We start from the raw sequence: 17142 nt of genomic DNA on the forward strand, positions 1-17142 counted from the left end.
AAAACAAAAAAGCAATAGCCTCTTTCGGCTATTGCTTCAAAAACACTTCTTCTATTACATATGTTCCGCAACTAAAGCTTTCAATTGATCTTTTGTATGCACCCCAATTGCTTTATCAACGACTTGTCCGTCTTTTTTCAACAACAAAGTAGGAATAGACATGATCCCGAATGAAGCAGGTGTTTCAGGATTTTCATCCACATCCATTTTCACGATCTTCAATTCGTCTTCCTCATATTCATTCGCTAATTGTTCCAAGATCGGTGCTTGCATACGACAAGGGCCACACCAAGTTGCCCAAAAATCAATAAGGACTAAGCCTTTATCGGTTTCTTCTGAAAAAGTTTTATCGGTAATTTCTTTTGCCATCGTACTTCCCCTCCATTTTTAAAACTAAAAAAAGTATACCACGTATCGGAATTTTTTTAAAATCGTCTGCTTACAAAAGGTAAGGGTTCTTAACGTTTAGTTAAACTTCACAATGGTCGCTCCATTGCCCCCTTGATTTGCTGGCGCAAATTCAAAACTTTTCACCGAGCGATGATTTTTTAGGTAGTCAGTGATCCCTTGACGCAATGCGCCAGTTCCTTTACCGTGAACGATCGTCACCTGCGGATAGCCTGCCAAAATTGCTGCATCCAAATACTGATCCACTTCATTTAGGGCTTCTTCGTACCGCTTGCCGCGTAAATCCAACTGATTGACCACTGGACTGCTGTCAGCAGAACGAATCGTATTAACGATACGCTGTGTAGGCTCCTTCACTGGCGCTGCTGGTTGGAGATCTGTTTCTGGCAAATTCATTTTCAGAATGCCGATTTGGACTTGCCACTGATTTTTACCGGCTTTTTTCAACAGTACCCCACGCTGCCCATAAGAAGTTACGAGTACCTCGTCTCCTTCTTTCAGCGTCTTGGCTGCTTTGGCTTTTTGCAGAACCTTGTTTTTTTGCAGATGTTCTTCTTGCTGCAGTCCTGATAGCTTGGTGCGCGCGTCGATCAGTTCGTGTTCTTTGACCTTCGTTTGACCGCCGGCTAACTGCATTTTACGAATATCGGCAATGATTTTTTCAGATTCCTCTTTAGCCTCTTCTACGATTTGATTGGCTTTTTGACGGGCTTTTGCCAATTCTTTTTCGCGTTCTTCAAAAAAATAACTGTAAGTTGCTTCTAATTCTTGGTGCAAGCGGGCTGCTTCTTTTACATGATGACGAACTTCCAGATACTCGGTTTCCGTCATTTTTCTTCGATTTTCTAAATCAGCGATCATTTCATTCAGGTCTTGGCTTTCTCCGTCCATGATCTCTTTGGCTTGATCAATGATCGTCTCTGGCAAGCCAAGTCTTTTCGAAATCTCAAACGCATTGCTTCGTCCCGGAACCCCGATCAACAAGCGATAGGTCGGACTTAAGGTATCGACATCAAACTCCATAGAGGCGTTGATCGTATTGGATCGGTTATAGCCATAAACTTTCAATTCTGGATAATGGGTCGTCGCCATGACATAAGCCGACTTAGCCCCGAGTTCGTCCAAAATCGCAATTGCTAGTGCTGCCCCTTCTTGGGGATCGGTCCCAGCACCTAGTTCATCAAAAAGCACCAGACTTGTTTCGTCGACTTTTTTCAACACATCAACGATCGTTGTCATATGTGAAGAAAAGGTCGATAGACTTTGCTCAATGGATTGTTCATCACCAATGTCCGCAAAAATCTCATTGAAGATCCCCATTTGGCTTTCTTCTTCTGCCAAGATTGGTAAGCCGGCTTGGCCCATGATCTGCAATAGCCCTAATGTTTTTAAGGTGATGGTTTTCCCGCCGGTATTCGGCCCAGTAATGACAACAGCTTGATAGTCTTTTCCAATCGTAATATCGTTAGGAACGACTTTTTCTTGATCGATCAATGGATGACGTGCTTGTTTAAAAAAGACATGGTTATCTTGATTGATCGCTGGTACGATTGCCTTCATCTCTTTCCCAAAACGAGCCTTGGCATTCATGAAATCCATGATTCCGATCACATATGCATTATGGAGGATCTCTCTTTGGTACGGAGCTAACTCTGCTGATAATTCCGCCAAAATACGAGTGATTTCGTCCCGTTCCGCAATTTGATGCTGACGCAAGCGGTTATTTTGTTCCACTACTTGTTTCGGTTCGATAAACAAGGTTTGACCAGATGAACTTTGGTCGTGAACCACGCCGCCGAAAACACCTCGGTATTCTTGTTTGACTGGAATCACATAACGCTCATTTCGCATGGTTACGATCGTATCACTTAGATACTTTGCATTGCCACCTCGGACGATGCCATCCAATGTCTCACGGATCGTCCGTTCTGCTCGTCGGATCGATTGACGAATTCCCCGAAGTGCTGGAGAGGCATCGTCTGTGACTCGGCCATCCTCATCGATAGCTTCTTTCAAGCGACGATTCAAGGTTGGTAAAGAAACCAGCTGTTCTTCCCAGTGATACAAGCGGGAAAATTCAATCTCACTTTCAGACAAATCAGCAAAAAAGCGTTTCAATTCCTGCGTAGTTGATAAGACGCGGGCAACTTGTGCCAATTCAACGCCGTTTAAATCTGCGCCGATTTCGATCCGTTTCATTTGGGGACGAATATTCTCAATTTTTGGTACAGGGATTCCGCCTCTTAAACGCTGGATCTTGATCGCGTCTTCTGTTTCTGCTAGCCAAGAGGAAATGACTTGCGCATCACTTGATGGCACAAGCTTTGCTAAGGCTTCTTTTCCTTGGGCTGTTACGATATACTGACCGATTTGACTCTTTACTTGTTCAAATCCTAAAACATCAAGGATCTTAGTATTCATTCTTTTCTCACCTGCTTTGTTTTAACTTTTTGTTCCTAAGAAAAAGGCAGAATGGCTCTGCAACCATCTGCCTGCTTTTTACCCAATCACATCTGTGATCCACAATCGATAGAAGTAATCTGAGAGAATCGGTGACCGATCAACGATGAAATTCGCAGTTCCGCTCGTTTCAAACAGATTTTGAATCGTGGCAAACGGGATCATTGAGAGAATCATGAAAAACATATACAAATTGATATACATCAAGATGACATTCAAAACACCCGCAACTGCCCAGTCATAGCCGCCTAAAAAACGTAGGCGTTTGTAACGCAAACTGTCTGCAAAAATCACTAATAGTTTGGTGATCAGCCAACCAGCAAAGAGTACCATCACAAAAGCAATGGCCGCATAATAGGCTTTGTCTAAATCTAAAGCCAGTTCCATATCGTAGTATTTTAACTTTGAATCCGCCGTTACTGACATATAAGGAACATAGAGCTCAATTTTTTTCGCAATTTCTTGGTAATTCGCAACTGCAAAGAAAAAAGAGAGCAAATAGCCCAAAACTGAGACCAATTGTAAACTGGTTCCGCGCCGCGCGCCGCCGTAAAAGGCTGCCAACAACAAAACCAAGACAAATAATCCAATCATTTAGGAATCCTTTCTACGCCGCACTACCCATGGGCTGTCTTTTCTTGAATTTTTCGTTTCCTTTGTTCATTTAAGATCTGTTGTGCTTCCACATGATTATGGATCTCCACATCACTGCGACCTGTCTCATCGAGAACTTTCCGTGCTTCGGATTCGATTGCTTCGATCCGCTTGATGCGATTCTCAAGCTCCGTTGCTTTAATGGCTTGTCCCCGCAACTCGTCCACTTTTTTTTGTAGGACCAAAAGCTGTTCTTGTTTTTTCAGCTGGTCGGAAACAGCGTTGATCGCTAATAAGATCGACGCTTGTTCTTGATCGGTTTGTGGCGATAATTGCATGATCTCAAGCAGTTGGTCATTGACCAATCTTGTCACCATATCCATGTGTTCTTTGCTTTCGCGTCCAATAATCGTGTAACTTTGATTCGCGATAACTGCTTTATAGCGTTTCTTTTGCTCCGTCATAGGAATATTTCCTCCCATTGCTTACATTCTGCTCTATTCTATCACTTATTGAACATGTGTCGCAAACTCTTAACTATTATACGTGATTTTCTTATGAATTTCCATGCCAATCGTTTGTTTGCTGATCGTCTTAGTAAAAAAGAATAAGAAGTATGGTAAAATCTTAAAGTATCCTTTTGTCTACCTAAGAAAAGACAAAAAAACAGGAGGAATCAAATGAGTACGATCGTTATCAAAGTACCAACTTCAACTATCAAAAAGATGCAGCAATTTTACCAACGAGAACTGCTGGCTAAGAAAGTTCCTTATACAGCGTTTGTCGCCAAAAAAGGGCCAACGACGATCACTGCTTATACGTCTGGAAAAGTCATGTTTCAAGGAGCGACTGCTGAAAAAGAAGCTTCCTTATGGGGCGATACGGCAAGTGCTGTACCGGATAAGAAAAAAGCGACTGTTTCAACCACTGCGTTGCCAGCAGGATTTAGCGAAAAAAGCGTCGTCGGCAGTGACGAGGTCGGCAACGGCAGTTATTTCGGTCCTTTGGTGGTCTGTGCCGTCTATGCCAAAAAAGAGCAATTGCCACAGCTGAAAGCCTTAGGTGTCAAGGACTCAAAAATGCTGACAGATCCAGAGATCCGTAAGATGGCGCCGAAAATCAAAGAATTGGTTCCTTACCAATTGCTCACTGTTACACCCAGCAAATACAACGAGATCCAACCAAAATACAACACGGTCCGAATGAAAGTTGCTTTGCATAATCAAGCCATTCGTTTGCTTTTGCAAAAGATTGCTCCTGAGACACCAGATGCCATTTTGATCGATCAGTTCACAAGCGAAAAAAATTATCGCACTTATTTAAAATCGGAACAAGCAGCGGTTACCGAAAAGCTCTATTTTGCGACGAAAGGTGAACAATATCATCTAGCAGTAGCGGCAGCCTCTATTTTATGTCGTACAGTCTTTTTGGATGAATTAGAGGCAACCTCCAAAGAAGTCGGTATGCGCTTGCCTTCTGGCGCCCACGCAGCTGCTGACCAAGTTGCCGCAAAATTACTGCAGCAAGGTGGCATAGCACTATTGGGCAAATATGCCAAACTGCATTTTGCGAATACCGAAAAAGCACAGAAACTCGCTAAACTGTGAGTTCTCGTATTTTCAAAAAAACTGCCACTGCTTCTGATAAAGGAAGCAGCGGCAGTTTTTGTCCTCAGTACCATTTAAATGCTGCGAATCAAAGCCCTAAGCCCGCTGCTTCGATTCCCATCGTGATCAACCCAGCCAAATAGTTTTCTGAAAACCGATCTGAAAAGTGTAACTTTGGTAAGACGCCATAATGAAGCACTGCTGCCAGCTGCTTTTCCAAAAAAGAGCGCGGCACAAGCGCCTGCCACTCAGAGGGCAAAAACAAAATGACTTGATGCGGGTCCGTGACTGCCACGATCGCTTGAAGAGTGGCAGTCACTTGCTCTTGGATCGCCTCTGTTGCCAAAGGGTAAGAAACTTTGTAAAGATGCGGCAAATGCTTGATTTCGCCACTTAAATGGTTGGCTCCTTTAAAGAGCTGTTGGTCGATGACCAGTCCCGCACCTGGTGGATAATTTTTTGGAAAATAAATGCCAGCCACGATTTTTTTCTCTTCTTTAAAATGAAATACCGCAGCATTCACGTCATTCTCAATAAGCGTTTTTACCGCGATCTCCTTTTCAATCAATTCCCCTAGCGCCATGTCCTTAAATGCTGGAGCATCCATGATCTTCAGTCTTCCAGCAATTTCCACACCAGGAATTCCCACGACTGCCAAGCTGATTTTCGGGTATTCCTGTTTTTTCTGACGAATCACTTGCAAGAACTGCGGCAATCGGCCCTCTGCTGACTGCTCATGATGCAAAATGTTCCCGACGAGATCGACGACTGAAAAACGAATCACGATCTGCTGGTCTTCTTCGATAAACTGAATGATCAACAACAGTGTCCGTTGCGCATTGTACTGGTAAGCCGCAGCTTGACGTCCTCCCGTTCGTTGCGGTTGATCCGTCGTCAAAAGCAACTGCTTTTCTATCAATTCAGGAAGCAGCTTGTTGATCGTTACCACGCTTAATTGAGAGGCATCTGCCAGTTGGCGCTTGGTCATAGGCGCTTGCTGCTGTTTTAGCAAATCCAGCAATACTGCCTGATTATGTAATTTAATGGTCGTTGGCTGATAAGCTTTCATTTTTCTCCCCCTCAACGCTCCTATTTTAACAGATAAAAAGCTGGGAATACACCTTTATTAATTTTGTTAACAAAGGTATAATAGAAGCAACTTATTAAACAAAGTTTACTAAGTTCAAAAAGGAACGAAGAAAGAACGACGCATGTTGCTTATTAAAGGAGTTGTCAATAATGAAAATTGAACACATCGCACTATATGTCAATGATTTAGAAAAAATGAGAACATTTTATGAAACCTACTTTCAGGCGGTCAGCAACCAAAAATATCATAATCCGAAAACAGGCTTTCAGTCCTATTTTTTGACCTTTGATTCTGGAAGTCGGTTAGAATTAACGACCAAGAAATTTTTAAGCCCTCGTGTCAGTGAGAGCTTAGGCTACACTCACCTTGCGATTGCAGTAGGTGATCAAGCTGACGTTGATCGATACGCTCAACGGTTTGTTGAAGATGGCTACCCTCTTTTAAATGGTCCTCGTACGACAGGCGATGGCTATTATGAAGCAGTTGTCCAAGACCCCGAAGGCAATTTGATTGAATTAACCACCGACGATTTACCGTCTTAGAAAGGATTTTGCAATGAAAGAAGATTTTGATTATCAAGCGATGTTGGCTGGTCAACTGTATCAAGCTGCCGGTATTCTCCCTGAGAATGGCTCAGTGGAGGGGAAAAAACGGGCCCAGGAAATCAACCTTTTACCAGTCGATGACCGAGAAGGAATCATCGCCAAAGAAAAAGCACTCTTTGGCAAATTTGGGCAGCATTGCTTTATCCAACCACCCCTTTTTGTCGACTATGGTCGCCATGTTGAGATTGGTGATCACTTTTATGCCAATATGGATTGCATTTTTTTAGATGTCAATAAGATTCTGATTGGTGATCATGTGATGGTGGGACCACGGGTCAGCTTCTATACAGCCGGCCATCCGATCGATTCTGTGGTCCGCAGTCAAGATTTGGAATTTGGCCTACCGATCACCGTCGAAGATTACGTTTGGATCGGAGGCAATAGTACGATTTTACCAGGTGTCACGATCGGCAAACATGCCATCGTCGCTGCTGGTTCCGTCGTCACAAAAGATGTGCCGCCGAATACGATCGTCGGCGGCAATCCAGCCCGTCTGATCCGTGAGATTCAGCCGACTGACAAAGAGCATTGGGAAACGGCCGCCCAGCTTTATTATCAAAAACGAGCAGACTGGCAGAAGCAGCAAAAATAACGAAACAAAAGGAGACGCCATGATTTTTACAGACTATCACGTTCATAGTGATTACAGCGATGATTCTTGGTATTTGATGGAAGATGTAGTCAAAGACGCCATTAACCTAGGCTTAGCAGAAATCTGCTTTACCGATCATGTGGATTATGGGGTCAAAGAAGACTGGCAAGCGACGGATGCGTACCTCGTCGGAGCCAATAAAGTCGTAAAAAATGTCTACTACGACTTGTATTTTACCGAACTGGCACGCTTAAAGGAAACATACAGTGACCAAATCAAGCTAAAAACTGGGCTGGAATTTGGGATGCAAATGCACACGATCCCACAATTTACCCGTCTTTATCATTCGCATCCCTTTGACTTCATTTTACTTTCCGTTCATCAGGTAGACGATCAAGAATTTTGGACTGGAGAATTTCAAAAAGGACGCAGCCAACAGGAATGCTACGAGCGCTATTATGATGAAATGTATCAGCTGGTCACGACATATAAAGAGTATTCCGTCTTAGCTCATATGGATTTGATTCGTCGTTATTTAGATAAAGAGAAGGATGCTTTTGAACAAACGAAAGAACAAATCGCAGAGATCTTGAAAGTCGTGATCAAAGATGGCAAAGGCATTGAACTGAATACCTCTTCCCACCGTTACGGAATCAATGGGTATACGCCATCGATCGAGATCCTCAAGCTTTATCGTGACTTGGGGGGAAGCGTGCTAACCATCGGCAGCGACAGTCATAAACCAGAGCAGCTCAGGTTTCAAATCAAAGAGGGACAAGATCTTTTGCGATCATTAGGATTTACTGAACTCTGTACGTTTGAACAGATGCAGCCGATTTTTCATCGTTTTGCTTAACCTAAAAATCACCTGATAAAACGCATACTGAAGCTACCTCGACTCGTTAGAGTTTTGGTCTAACTGTTCGAGGTTGCTCCATGATCAGGTGATTTTTTGTTGCTCAACGAACCGAATGCTTTCGCGCAAACTCCATGACTGGCGCAAAGTTCAGTAATAATAAGATGGCAATCAGCCCTACGCCAAATAATGCCAGATAAATTGGAACCAAGGCTAACAGCAGCCAACTACTAATGATGATCATAAAACTTAACATATATCGGCTGGATTTCAAAATAAATAATTGGAGATTAAGCAAAAGAGCTTCCTTGATTGAAAGAGACGGTGCCGTTGCGACCACTAAAAAATAATTGATCGCAAACGTCAAGGCGACGATCAGCAGAAACAGATTTAGCCATTTCAATTCAGTGATTTGGATCGTGACCCTCAGTAACAATAAATTTGCACTACATAACCCAATAACGACTAAAACAGGAAGCCACCCTAGAAGACTATGCTTAAATTTCCTGCGATAGGCCAATAAAAATACTTTTGGGGTACCATCTTTCTCCTTTGCTTCTTTCAAATAGATGAGTAACGCTGTAAAAGCTGGGGCTACTGGCAAGAAGGACAGGAGAAACAATGGTAAGGTGCTAAGTTTGATTTCCATTGTTAGCAATAAAAAAAGAAGGGGTAAATTGAACAACCAAAACAGCAGCGTCCCTAGAAAAGTATAGATAATATAATTTAAATAAGATAGATGATGAAACAGTTTGTAGCTATCTTTTTGATTGATCTCCGGTTGTCGAATATTTTTTTCCATCTGTCGCTCCTTGTAACTCTATTTTTCTATATGCGATCGTCAGTTTTTTCATAAGCTCTTCAACTTATTTTGTCCCGCTATTGCCAATCCCCAAATTGATTTGGAACAAATATTTTTGTCCTAAGAAATAGATAACGATCTGTGGAAGTGTCAGCAGCAATGACATTACCATTAACATCGACATATTGACGGTACCCGCTGGATTGGAGGTGGCGGACATAGATTGTGCGCCTAAAGCTAAGGTCATTTTGCTCGTATCTGATACATAGATCAAAGGACCCATGATGTCGCTCCAAGCAAAGTTAAAGGTAAAAATAGCAATGGCAGCCATCGCTGGTTTGATCAAAGGTAAGACTATTTTGGTAAAGGATCTAAATGGTCCTAAACCATCCATTTCTGCCGCTTCAAATAAGTTTCCCGGAATCGCCGTAATAAATTGGCGAGTAAAAAAGATATTATAGGCAGAGCCAAAGAATTGCGGGATGATCAGTGGCCAAAGAGTGTTATAAAGACCTAAGTTTCTAAAAATCAAAAACACAGGAATCAAGGTGATTTGACCTGGTAACATCATTGTTCCTAATACCAATAGAAACAATTTATTTTTATGTTTATACTTCATTCGGGCAAAGCCAAAAGCAACCAGTGTCGAAGAAATAATTTGTCCAACAATGCTAAGAACGACGATCAGCATCGTGTTGAAAAACCACAACAAGATTGGTCGCTCTCCTGAAAAGGAATCTCTAAACAAATTGGTGAAATTGGACAAATAGAATTCCATCGGCAGTAAAGTGAACTGTTCTTTGATATTTGACTCCGGCGAAGCTAGTGCAATCGAAATCATATAAACGAATGGAATGATCAAAATTCCCGCAAACAAAATCAAGGACAGATAGATCAATAATTTAGATACTTTGGATAGATTTTTATCTAACACTTACTTCACCTCCTCTTCATAAAATACCCATAAGCTTGAGCTCTTCAGCACGATCAAGGATAAGACCATCACGATCATAAACAACACCCAAGCCATTGCCGAAGCATAGCCCATCCGATAAAATGAAAAGGCATTTCGATAAAGGTACGGAACAATCATTTCGCTGGCATAATCAGGCCCACCACCGGTCATCATATATACTTGAGTAAAGGTTTGAAGGGAGCCAATGACTCCGGTAATCAGGTTGAAAAATAAAATCGGCGAAATTTGGGGAATGGTTATACTAATAAACATCCTGAATCTGGATGCACCATCAAGAAGTGCCGATTCATACATTTCTTCCCCCACACTATTGATAGCAGACAACATCAAAATCATTGTTCCACCGACACCCCATAGAGAAAGGAATACGAAGCTCCAAAGCACATGGTCCTTACTCAACAGCCAAACTGGTCCGTCGATACCAAATAAGGCTAGTGCCTGGTTGACTAGTCCTTTGGAAGAAAGCAAACGGGTAAACAGCATCGTGCTCGCAACGATTGGTACAATGGAAGGTAAGTAATAGATGGTACGAAAAACACGCATCCCTTTCAAATGAAAGCTCAATAAATAAGCCATACCTAATGAAAGTAACAAATTGATTGGAACACTGATCAAGGTATATTGAAAAGTATTTGCTAAAGCTTTTAAAAAAATATCATCCTTAAAAAGACGCAGATAGTTATCAAATCCGATAAAATTAAATTCCGAAAACATATCCCAATCAGTAAAACTCATGATGATCGAAAAAATCATTGGTCCAATGGTAAAACAAACAAACCCAATGATCCAAGGTGAAACAAAGGCAAAAAACCAGCGGGACTGAGTCCGCTTACGCTTTTTTTGATTTAGTTGAAGTTGTGTCGCTGAAATGTCCAATAGGAAACCCTCCTTAACTAAGGTGCTTAAGGAAGAAAATTTTTTCTTCCCTAAGCTATCCTTTCTCTGAATTAATATTGTTCCATGATTTTTTCGCCAGATTCTTGCATTTTCTCAAGCGCTTCTTCTGGTGTTAAACGGCCAAGGAGCATTTCTTTTACTTGATTACTGAACTCACCGGTCAGTTCTCCATAGTAAGGACCTTCGAAAATACCATCGATCACAACACGTTCTGTCGAGATTCCTACGACGTCCAAGCGAAGATCTTTCCCATTTACTTGTCTATTGGTAAATTCTTCAGAGTTCAATACTTTGATATTGGCAGGAGAATCCACTAAACTTTCACCAAGAATTTTTTGTGCTTCTTCGCTCGTCATATATTCAATGAATCGAAAGGCGGCATCTTGTTTGGTCGATTGCTTAGAAATCGCTAAGGCACTTCCGAAAGGCCATGTAACTTTTTCATTGAAGAAAGGCATCGGTGCAATATCAAAATTTAAATCATCCAGTTGTGTGAAGTTGCCAATATTCCAAAATCCTGTCGTCAACATACCAATTCTACCTTGTGAGAACATTGAATCCGCACCAGACTGCGCAACAGATTCATAGAATTCATATGTGCCAACATAACCGTCTTGGTATAGATTATTAAACCAAGTAAGAACTTCTAAGTTTTCGGGAGAATTGATCACAACCTCATTATTTTCCACAAGGGAACCACCATTGGACTTGATAAATACTCCCCAGTTTGGCACCCAATCCATTCCACTAGCACCATACTGAACCGTTTCGCCGTTTTCTATTTTTGTTAATTTTTCGGCAGCAGCTGTGTATTCTTCAATCGTCCAATCATTTGTCGGGTATTCGATCCCTGCTTCATCAAATAAGTCTTTATTGTAGTAAAGAATTTCCGGGCCCCCTCTATCCGGCAAACCAAATGGTTGGCCATCATAGGTATATTGGGTTATTGCCTCCCCCCAATTGCTTTCTACGTCAATCGATGATTCCTCAATATATTCTGAAAGATCAATAAACAATCCCTTAGAAGCAAAGTTTTGCCCATTTTCTGCCACTTGGACAACGTCAGGTGCTTCATTTCCGGCATACATTGTTTGCAGTTTGGTGTCATAATCACTTGGCACTTGAACGAAGTCTACTTTTATGTCAGGATTCGCTTCCTCAAATGCTTTGATGCGTGGCTCATAGATGGGAAGGTCACCTTCACCTCCCCACGTATAAAACTGGATCGTTGTGATTTCTCCATCCGAATCATTATTGTTGTTTTCTTGCCCACAAGCAACAAATAAGACTACTGAAGACGCCAATAAAGATGTTTTAGCAATTTTCCCAAAGTTCATAGCCATTTCCCCTTTTCTTATTCATTCGTTGTAACGCTCTTCAAGGTAACGATCGATTGCCGAGGGATTGTCAGTTCCTGAGAAGTGATGCTCTGCTCTTCTAAATCAGATTCACCATCTGTCGTATAGCTGATGATTTCACCAAATCCGACTCCTTGAAGATCAATCTCTTTTTCCTGAAAACTGTTATTGATAAGCACTGTAATAAGTTCTTCTTCGTTTGCTTCATTTTTTCCCAAAAAGCTTACGACATTCACCTCTTTGTCGTCGCTGATTGCGGAAACTCTCGTGTACCCTGGTCGAATAAACTTGCTGAAATTCCCCATTCCCCAAAGTCTTTTTGTCGGAATAATTTCTTTTGAACCTAAGTTTACATAGATCAGACCATCCCGATAATCGTAACTACTGACTGCGATCCAATATTGCCAAGCAACCACATCAAGGATCGTTAAATCATCGTGTATCTCGTTGGCTAAATTTAGGGCAGAATCCATAGTGTAGTCGCGACCATTGATCATTTCTGTCCACTCAGACATTTTTAAGGTAACATCGATTTCCTTTTCTTCTAACCACTCTTTAAAATTCATTTTCTCGACGTAAGTTGTCCAATATGAATGGACTTCCCACGTGTCAAAGTAATTCATCAATGTATCATTTTCGATGATTGCTTCGAAATATTCCTTGCTGGTGTTTGCCCATTCTCCTAATTCAGGCATCGATAGCGCTATTTGTTTCAGCTCTGGTCTTTTTTGTTTTTCTTCAATAAATACCTCTAAGAGTGCGACTACTTCAGCTGGATCGTAGTAGGTTCCCTCCTGACCACCAGTCCAATCCCATTGTGGTTCATTGATTGGCGACACATGCGTGACGGGAATGTCTTCTTTTAAGAAGTGTTCCGTTACATCATAGACGTAGTTGGCAAATGCTTGATAATTCTCAGGAGCTAGATTACTGCGTTTTTCTTCTAGCTGATCACCATACGCAGAACCATTTTTCGTTAGCCTCGTCAATGGACTATTGACGAATAAATAGATATCATCAATTCCATAATCAACCGCTGTTTTCAGCATCCATCGTGCATTTTCATCCTTCGACCAATCATAGACTTCGGGTCCTTCTTCAAAGTTTTCTGCTCGTCGCCAGGGATCTTCAATGCGAGGACTATTTTGTAACGTACTTCCGGCGCCTAAGTTGTAGCGATAAGACGTCAAGCCAATCCCTTCAAGCGGATCAAATAATAATTCTGCGATATATTCTCGCTTCGAAAGTTCTGCTGTTTCTTCTTCGATCCAGCCACCAACATCTTGACTCCACCAAGCACCACTTGCGCCAAAGCTTTCAATTGTCTGGTAGGTTTCTGCCGTATTTAAGGTGATCATCGCCGTATCAATGACTTCATCTGTCTCTGGCTCTTTTTCTTTCTGTGTATTTTCCTCGACCGTTCCACACGCTGTCAGTATACTCAATAAGACCAAAGGAATAAGGAGTGTCCGCTTTTTTATCATGTACTTCCCTCTCTATTCTCTAGAATCAATCGTGTATCTGGTAGTCCAGGTGAGCGCAGCGTCACAACTGTCTCTTTCTTGCGCTCTCCTGCTACAAAGCAAAGCAACTTTCCTTGCATCGTTCTACGGAATGACTCTGTATAAGCGGTAGTATCTGCTAGATCACCATTCTCCAAACCTAATAATGTCCCATTTTCGACTTCTAGATAGACCATCACTTCTGCTGCTATCGTATTTTCAGCATAATCCAAGACTTGGCATTCGATTTGATGAAGGGTCTTATCTAGCGTTAAATCGGTAGCAGCTAATTTCTCCCGCCATCTTTGAGGAATTTCGTAATTCATAGCTGCCAAAGCAGTTGGCGCTGCTTCGGGTTTTATTTCATCATGCAGAATCGTTTCTTCAAATACTGCTTCGACCGACAAGTTTTTTGGCTGATAGTTGATCCGTGCAACATAATAACCAAAGGTATCATCATAACGAACATCGGGTACTTCCAAGTCGCCAATCTTCAATCGAATCTCTTTTGCATTTGTATAACACCTTACTTCAATTTCTTGCTCAGCTGGGTAAGACCATTTTCGATAGGTGGGTTCCCATTCTGCTCTTCGTTTGTTTTTCTCGTAAGGAATCGTTGTCAAATAAACAGTCGGTTCTTGACTCCACCAGCTCTTTCTCTTGTAATAACTAGGCTTTTCAATACCAGCCAATGTCAATAAGCCTGCCCCAGATCCGTGAATAGGCCAGCCATGGGCTTCCCCTAAATAATCAATGCCCGTCCATAAAAATTGTCCAGCGATATACGGAAGAGTGTTTGCCGTTTGCCATTCTTTAAACCCGTGACTGTTCTCACTCCCAATAAAAGGTTTATCTGGGAATTTGCGATGATCTTCTTCGTATAGATGTTCTTTGTAGTTATAGCCAACGACATCCAAGTGATCGATCAAGCCAATTTTCGTAGATAATTCTGGAAAAGCTGCTGCCAAGGTAACTGGTCGAGTCGGATCGAGTGTTTTGCTCAAATGGACCAGCTTTTCGGCTATCGTGCGTAACCTTCTCATATCAGGTCGATGTGGATTATAGATGCGCTCAGCTTCTGGTTTGCTATTGTCATTATTCCCTGTCATTTCAGCAAACAATGGACTAGCATATGGATCATTGGGATAATCAATCTCATTGCCAATGCTCCAAGCAATGATCGATGGATGGTTTCGATTGCGTAAAATCATATTTTCCAAATCTTTTTCATACCAAGTTGGAAAATGTTCTGCTGCTCCTTCTAACTTGGGTGGATACACATTATGACCTTGCCACCATTTATTTTTAGGATTTTCCCATTCATCAAATGCTTCATCAAAGACTAAAAATCCCATGGTGTCGCACAAACGATACAAAGCAAACGAATGAGGATTGTGTGCCATTCGTATAGCATTTGCCCCCATCTCTTTTAACTTTATTAAACGCCGTACCCATACCTCGCTCGGAACAGCTGTACCGAAAGAGCCCGCATCTTCGTGCAAGCAAACACCTTTGATTTTCAGCTTTTGCCCATTTAAAGAAAAGCCCTCATTGGCATCAAAATGAAAGGATCTGATCCCGATATACTCGTTGTATACGCTCTCAATTCTATTTAAGGACGCATCTTGAAAACTCACCTTTGTTCGTAGCTGATAAAGATTCGGCGCTTCAGGTGACCATAGCTCTGGCTTTTCAATTTTTGCTTTCAATGTGACCGTGCGGCGTTCCCCTGCGTTAAGTTGGATTTCCTCACTTATGTTCATCACTTTTTCCGTTTGTAAACTTTCCAGCACTTGTTCGATCCTAACAACACGGTCTTGTTTTAAGGTATTTACTAGCCGATGTTCGATCATGATCTCCGCTTGCCCCTCTGTAACACTTGGCGTTGAAAAACTCGTTCCGTATTCGTCGATATAAATAGAATCATGAATTTCAAGAGAAACAGGACGTGTGAGTCCATTTCCGTTATACCATCTTGAATCTGCCAAATCTGTGTGCTCGACACGGACACTAATAAGCAAGCTATCATCCGAATTGTAAGTTAAAATCTCTGTCAAATCATAATAAAATGAAGCATATCCTGAAGGTCTAATCCCCATATGATAGCCATTGATCCAAACCCGTGCATTTTTATAAACACCTTCAAAATGAATTTTTACGACTTTATTCGTAAGGTCACCCAACTCTTGCAGCGGCTGTTTGGTTCGATACCAACCTATTCCTCCGGATAGATACCCTGTTCCGCTTGAAAAATGTTTTTCAAAGGGATAAGAGACACCCCAATCATGAGGAATCGTTACCTTTTCCCAAATAGAATCATCAAAATCTTTTTTCCATGCTTCTTTTTCTTCTTGTTTTGAGAATCGCCATTCATTCAAAAAACGTTTTTCCATTTAACTCCTAACCTCCTTTTTACCAATACTCACATAAAGAAATCGCTTTCTTTCACTTAATTTTACTAAAACATTTAATGAAGAACATAGTCTATCCGATTCATTTTCATGTATTAATATGATATGAAGAAAAAAAAGCGCCTACTTTTTCGTAGGTAATAGGAGGGAACTATGTACCACATCCATTCGAATATATTTAATCCTGAAATTATTTATGTCGTTGACTTTTGGAATAAAAAGAAAAATCTTCGGGGCTACCACCATCATGATTTCATTGAGATCAGCATCGTATTAGAAGGAACCGTTGATTACGAATTCAATGAAACCCGCACAAGGCTATATACTGGTGACACGCTCCTTTTTAACCCTGGCCTTCCCCATACCGAAATCCATCCAGCAGGGATGGAATCCCATGAACTTCATATCGGCCTTTCTAATATTCTGATCGAAGGACTTCCTTTTAATACCTTCCCTAATGAAGATCCCCTGCTCAATTTAGGGATTTATCAAGAAGCGTTCTTCAAAAAAGCATGGCAGCTGACCCATGAGTTTAACAGCCATAATATTCATCACGATTTGATGGGCAAAGGAATCATTCTCGAAATGCTAGCTTTGATTTTAAGAAGTTTGACGCCCTCCGATCCAAACAATAGCCTGTCAGTAATTTCTGAAAAAGATAAACAAAAACAAACGCTAGTAAACCATACGATTTATTATTTGGAGAATCATCATCAAGAAGACATCACTTTGGAAATGCTAGCGGACATGCTTTATATTAGTCCTGCCCAACTTTCAAAAGTTTTTCGGAAAATCACTGGTCGTAGTCCGATTAAATATTTGATCGAGATTCGTCTCAAACATGCCTATGAGCTGTTGCTTCATACCAATTTGACCGTCAAAGAAATCGCAGAAAAAGTAGGCTATCATGATCCTTTTTATTTTAGTAAACTATTTAAAAAGCATTATGATCTTGCTCCTTCTAATGTTCGTAAAAGAAACTAA

General features: G+C 41.4%; 16 protein-coding genes. 5 read left to right on the forward strand and 11 right to left on the reverse strand.

Going from position 1 to position 17142, the window contains the following annotated elements; genetic code table 11:
- Positions 1–54: 54 nt before the first annotated feature.
- From trxA to zapA, 4 genes are all read right to left on the reverse strand, one after another.
- On the reverse strand, positions 55–369 hold the full coding sequence (gene trxA, locus IGK63_RS12005; RefSeq protein WP_005228645.1) for a thioredoxin: 315 nt from the start codon (positions 367–369) through the stop codon (positions 55–57).
- 96 nt (positions 370–465) lie between these two features.
- The gene (locus IGK63_RS12010; protein WP_429972513.1) at positions 466–2829 is read right to left on the reverse strand and encodes an endonuclease MutS2; all 2364 of its coding nucleotides are present in this window, start codon (positions 2827–2829) and stop codon (positions 466–468) included.
- A 78-nt stretch (positions 2830–2907) separates the two neighbouring features.
- Complete coding sequence (locus IGK63_RS12015) at positions 2908–3462, reverse strand: CvpA family protein (RefSeq protein ID WP_016612652.1); 555 nt, start codon at positions 3460–3462, stop codon at positions 2908–2910.
- 23 nt (positions 3463–3485) lie between these two features.
- The gene (gene zapA / locus IGK63_RS12020) at positions 3486–3926 is read right to left on the reverse strand and encodes a cell division protein ZapA (protein ID WP_005228634.1); all 441 of its coding nucleotides are present in this window, start codon (positions 3924–3926) and stop codon (positions 3486–3488) included.
- 216 nt (positions 3927–4142) lie between these two features.
- On the opposite strand from zapA, the gene rnhC reads away from it, so the two are divergent.
- The gene (rnhC, locus tag IGK63_RS12025; RefSeq protein ID WP_016612653.1) at positions 4143–5069 is read left to right on the forward strand and encodes a ribonuclease HIII; all 927 of its coding nucleotides are present in this window, start codon (positions 4143–4145) and stop codon (positions 5067–5069) included.
- A gap of 88 nt (positions 5070–5157) precedes the next feature.
- On the opposite strand, the gene IGK63_RS12030 is transcribed toward rnhC, so the two are convergent.
- Positions 5158–6138, reverse strand: a complete 981-nt coding sequence (locus IGK63_RS12030; RefSeq protein ID WP_016612654.1) for an ROK family protein — start codon at positions 6136–6138, stop codon at positions 5158–5160.
- Positions 6139–6308: 170 nt separating this feature from the next.
- On the opposite strand from IGK63_RS12030, the gene IGK63_RS12035 reads away from it, so the two are divergent.
- Genes IGK63_RS12035 through IGK63_RS12045 form a run of 3 tightly spaced genes read left to right on the forward strand, consistent with a single transcriptional unit; the run spans position 6309 to position 8212 of the window.
- Positions 6309–6701, forward strand: a complete 393-nt coding sequence (locus IGK63_RS12035; protein WP_008380837.1) for a VOC family protein — start codon at positions 6309–6311, stop codon at positions 6699–6701.
- Positions 6702–6714: 13 nt separating this feature from the next.
- On the forward strand, positions 6715–7356 hold the full coding sequence (locus tag IGK63_RS12040; RefSeq protein ID WP_016612655.1) for a sugar O-acetyltransferase: 642 nt from the start codon (positions 6715–6717) through the stop codon (positions 7354–7356).
- Positions 7357–7375: 19 nt separating this feature from the next.
- A complete protein-coding gene (locus IGK63_RS12045; RefSeq protein ID WP_016612656.1) occupies positions 7376–8212 on the forward strand; it encodes a histidinol-phosphatase HisJ family protein in 837 nt (278 codons plus the stop codon).
- A 103-nt stretch (positions 8213–8315) separates the two neighbouring features.
- Here the strand turns inward: IGK63_RS12045 and IGK63_RS12050 are convergent, their stop codons facing one another.
- The 6 genes from IGK63_RS12050 to IGK63_RS12075 all read right to left on the reverse strand — a co-directional run bounded on the left by IGK63_RS12050 (position 8316) and on the right by IGK63_RS12075 (position 16140).
- Positions 8316–9014, reverse strand: a complete 699-nt coding sequence (locus IGK63_RS12050) for a DUF624 domain-containing protein (protein ID WP_016612657.1) — start codon at positions 9012–9014, stop codon at positions 8316–8318.
- 64 nt (positions 9015–9078) lie between these two features.
- Positions 9079–9948 (reverse strand): carbohydrate ABC transporter permease, encoded by an 870-nt coding sequence (locus tag IGK63_RS12055; RefSeq protein ID WP_016612658.1) that lies wholly within the window; start codon positions 9946–9948, stop codon positions 9079–9081.
- Entirely contained in the window at positions 9949–10866 is a 918-nt protein-coding gene (locus tag IGK63_RS12060; protein WP_223347117.1) for a carbohydrate ABC transporter permease, read from the reverse strand.
- A gap of 71 nt (positions 10867–10937) precedes the next feature.
- Positions 10938–12224, reverse strand: a complete 1287-nt coding sequence (locus IGK63_RS12065) for an ABC transporter substrate-binding protein (RefSeq protein WP_233499057.1) — start codon at positions 12222–12224, stop codon at positions 10938–10940.
- A gap of 17 nt (positions 12225–12241) precedes the next feature.
- Positions 12242–13729, reverse strand: coding sequence for a glycoside hydrolase family 30 protein (locus tag IGK63_RS12070; protein ID WP_016612662.1), 1488 nt, complete (start codon positions 13727–13729; stop codon positions 12242–12244).
- Complete coding sequence (locus IGK63_RS12075) at positions 13726–16140, reverse strand: glycoside hydrolase family 2 TIM barrel-domain containing protein (protein ID WP_429972514.1); 2415 nt, start codon at positions 16138–16140, stop codon at positions 13726–13728. The genes IGK63_RS12070 and IGK63_RS12075 overlap by 4 nt, the downstream gene beginning before the upstream one ends.
- A 171-nt stretch (positions 16141–16311) precedes the next feature.
- Here IGK63_RS12075 and IGK63_RS12080 point away from each other — a divergent pair, with 171 nt between their 5' ends.
- Positions 16312–17142: a helix-turn-helix transcriptional regulator gene (locus tag IGK63_RS12080; RefSeq protein ID WP_016612664.1), complete on the forward strand. Its 831-nt coding sequence runs from the start codon at positions 16312–16314 to the stop codon at positions 17140–17142.

Origin of the sequence: Enterococcus sp. AZ040 (genome assembly GCF_050499185.1) — a bacterium.
Lineage (GTDB): Bacteria > Bacillota > Bacilli > Lactobacillales > Enterococcaceae > Enterococcus_D > Enterococcus_D entomosocium.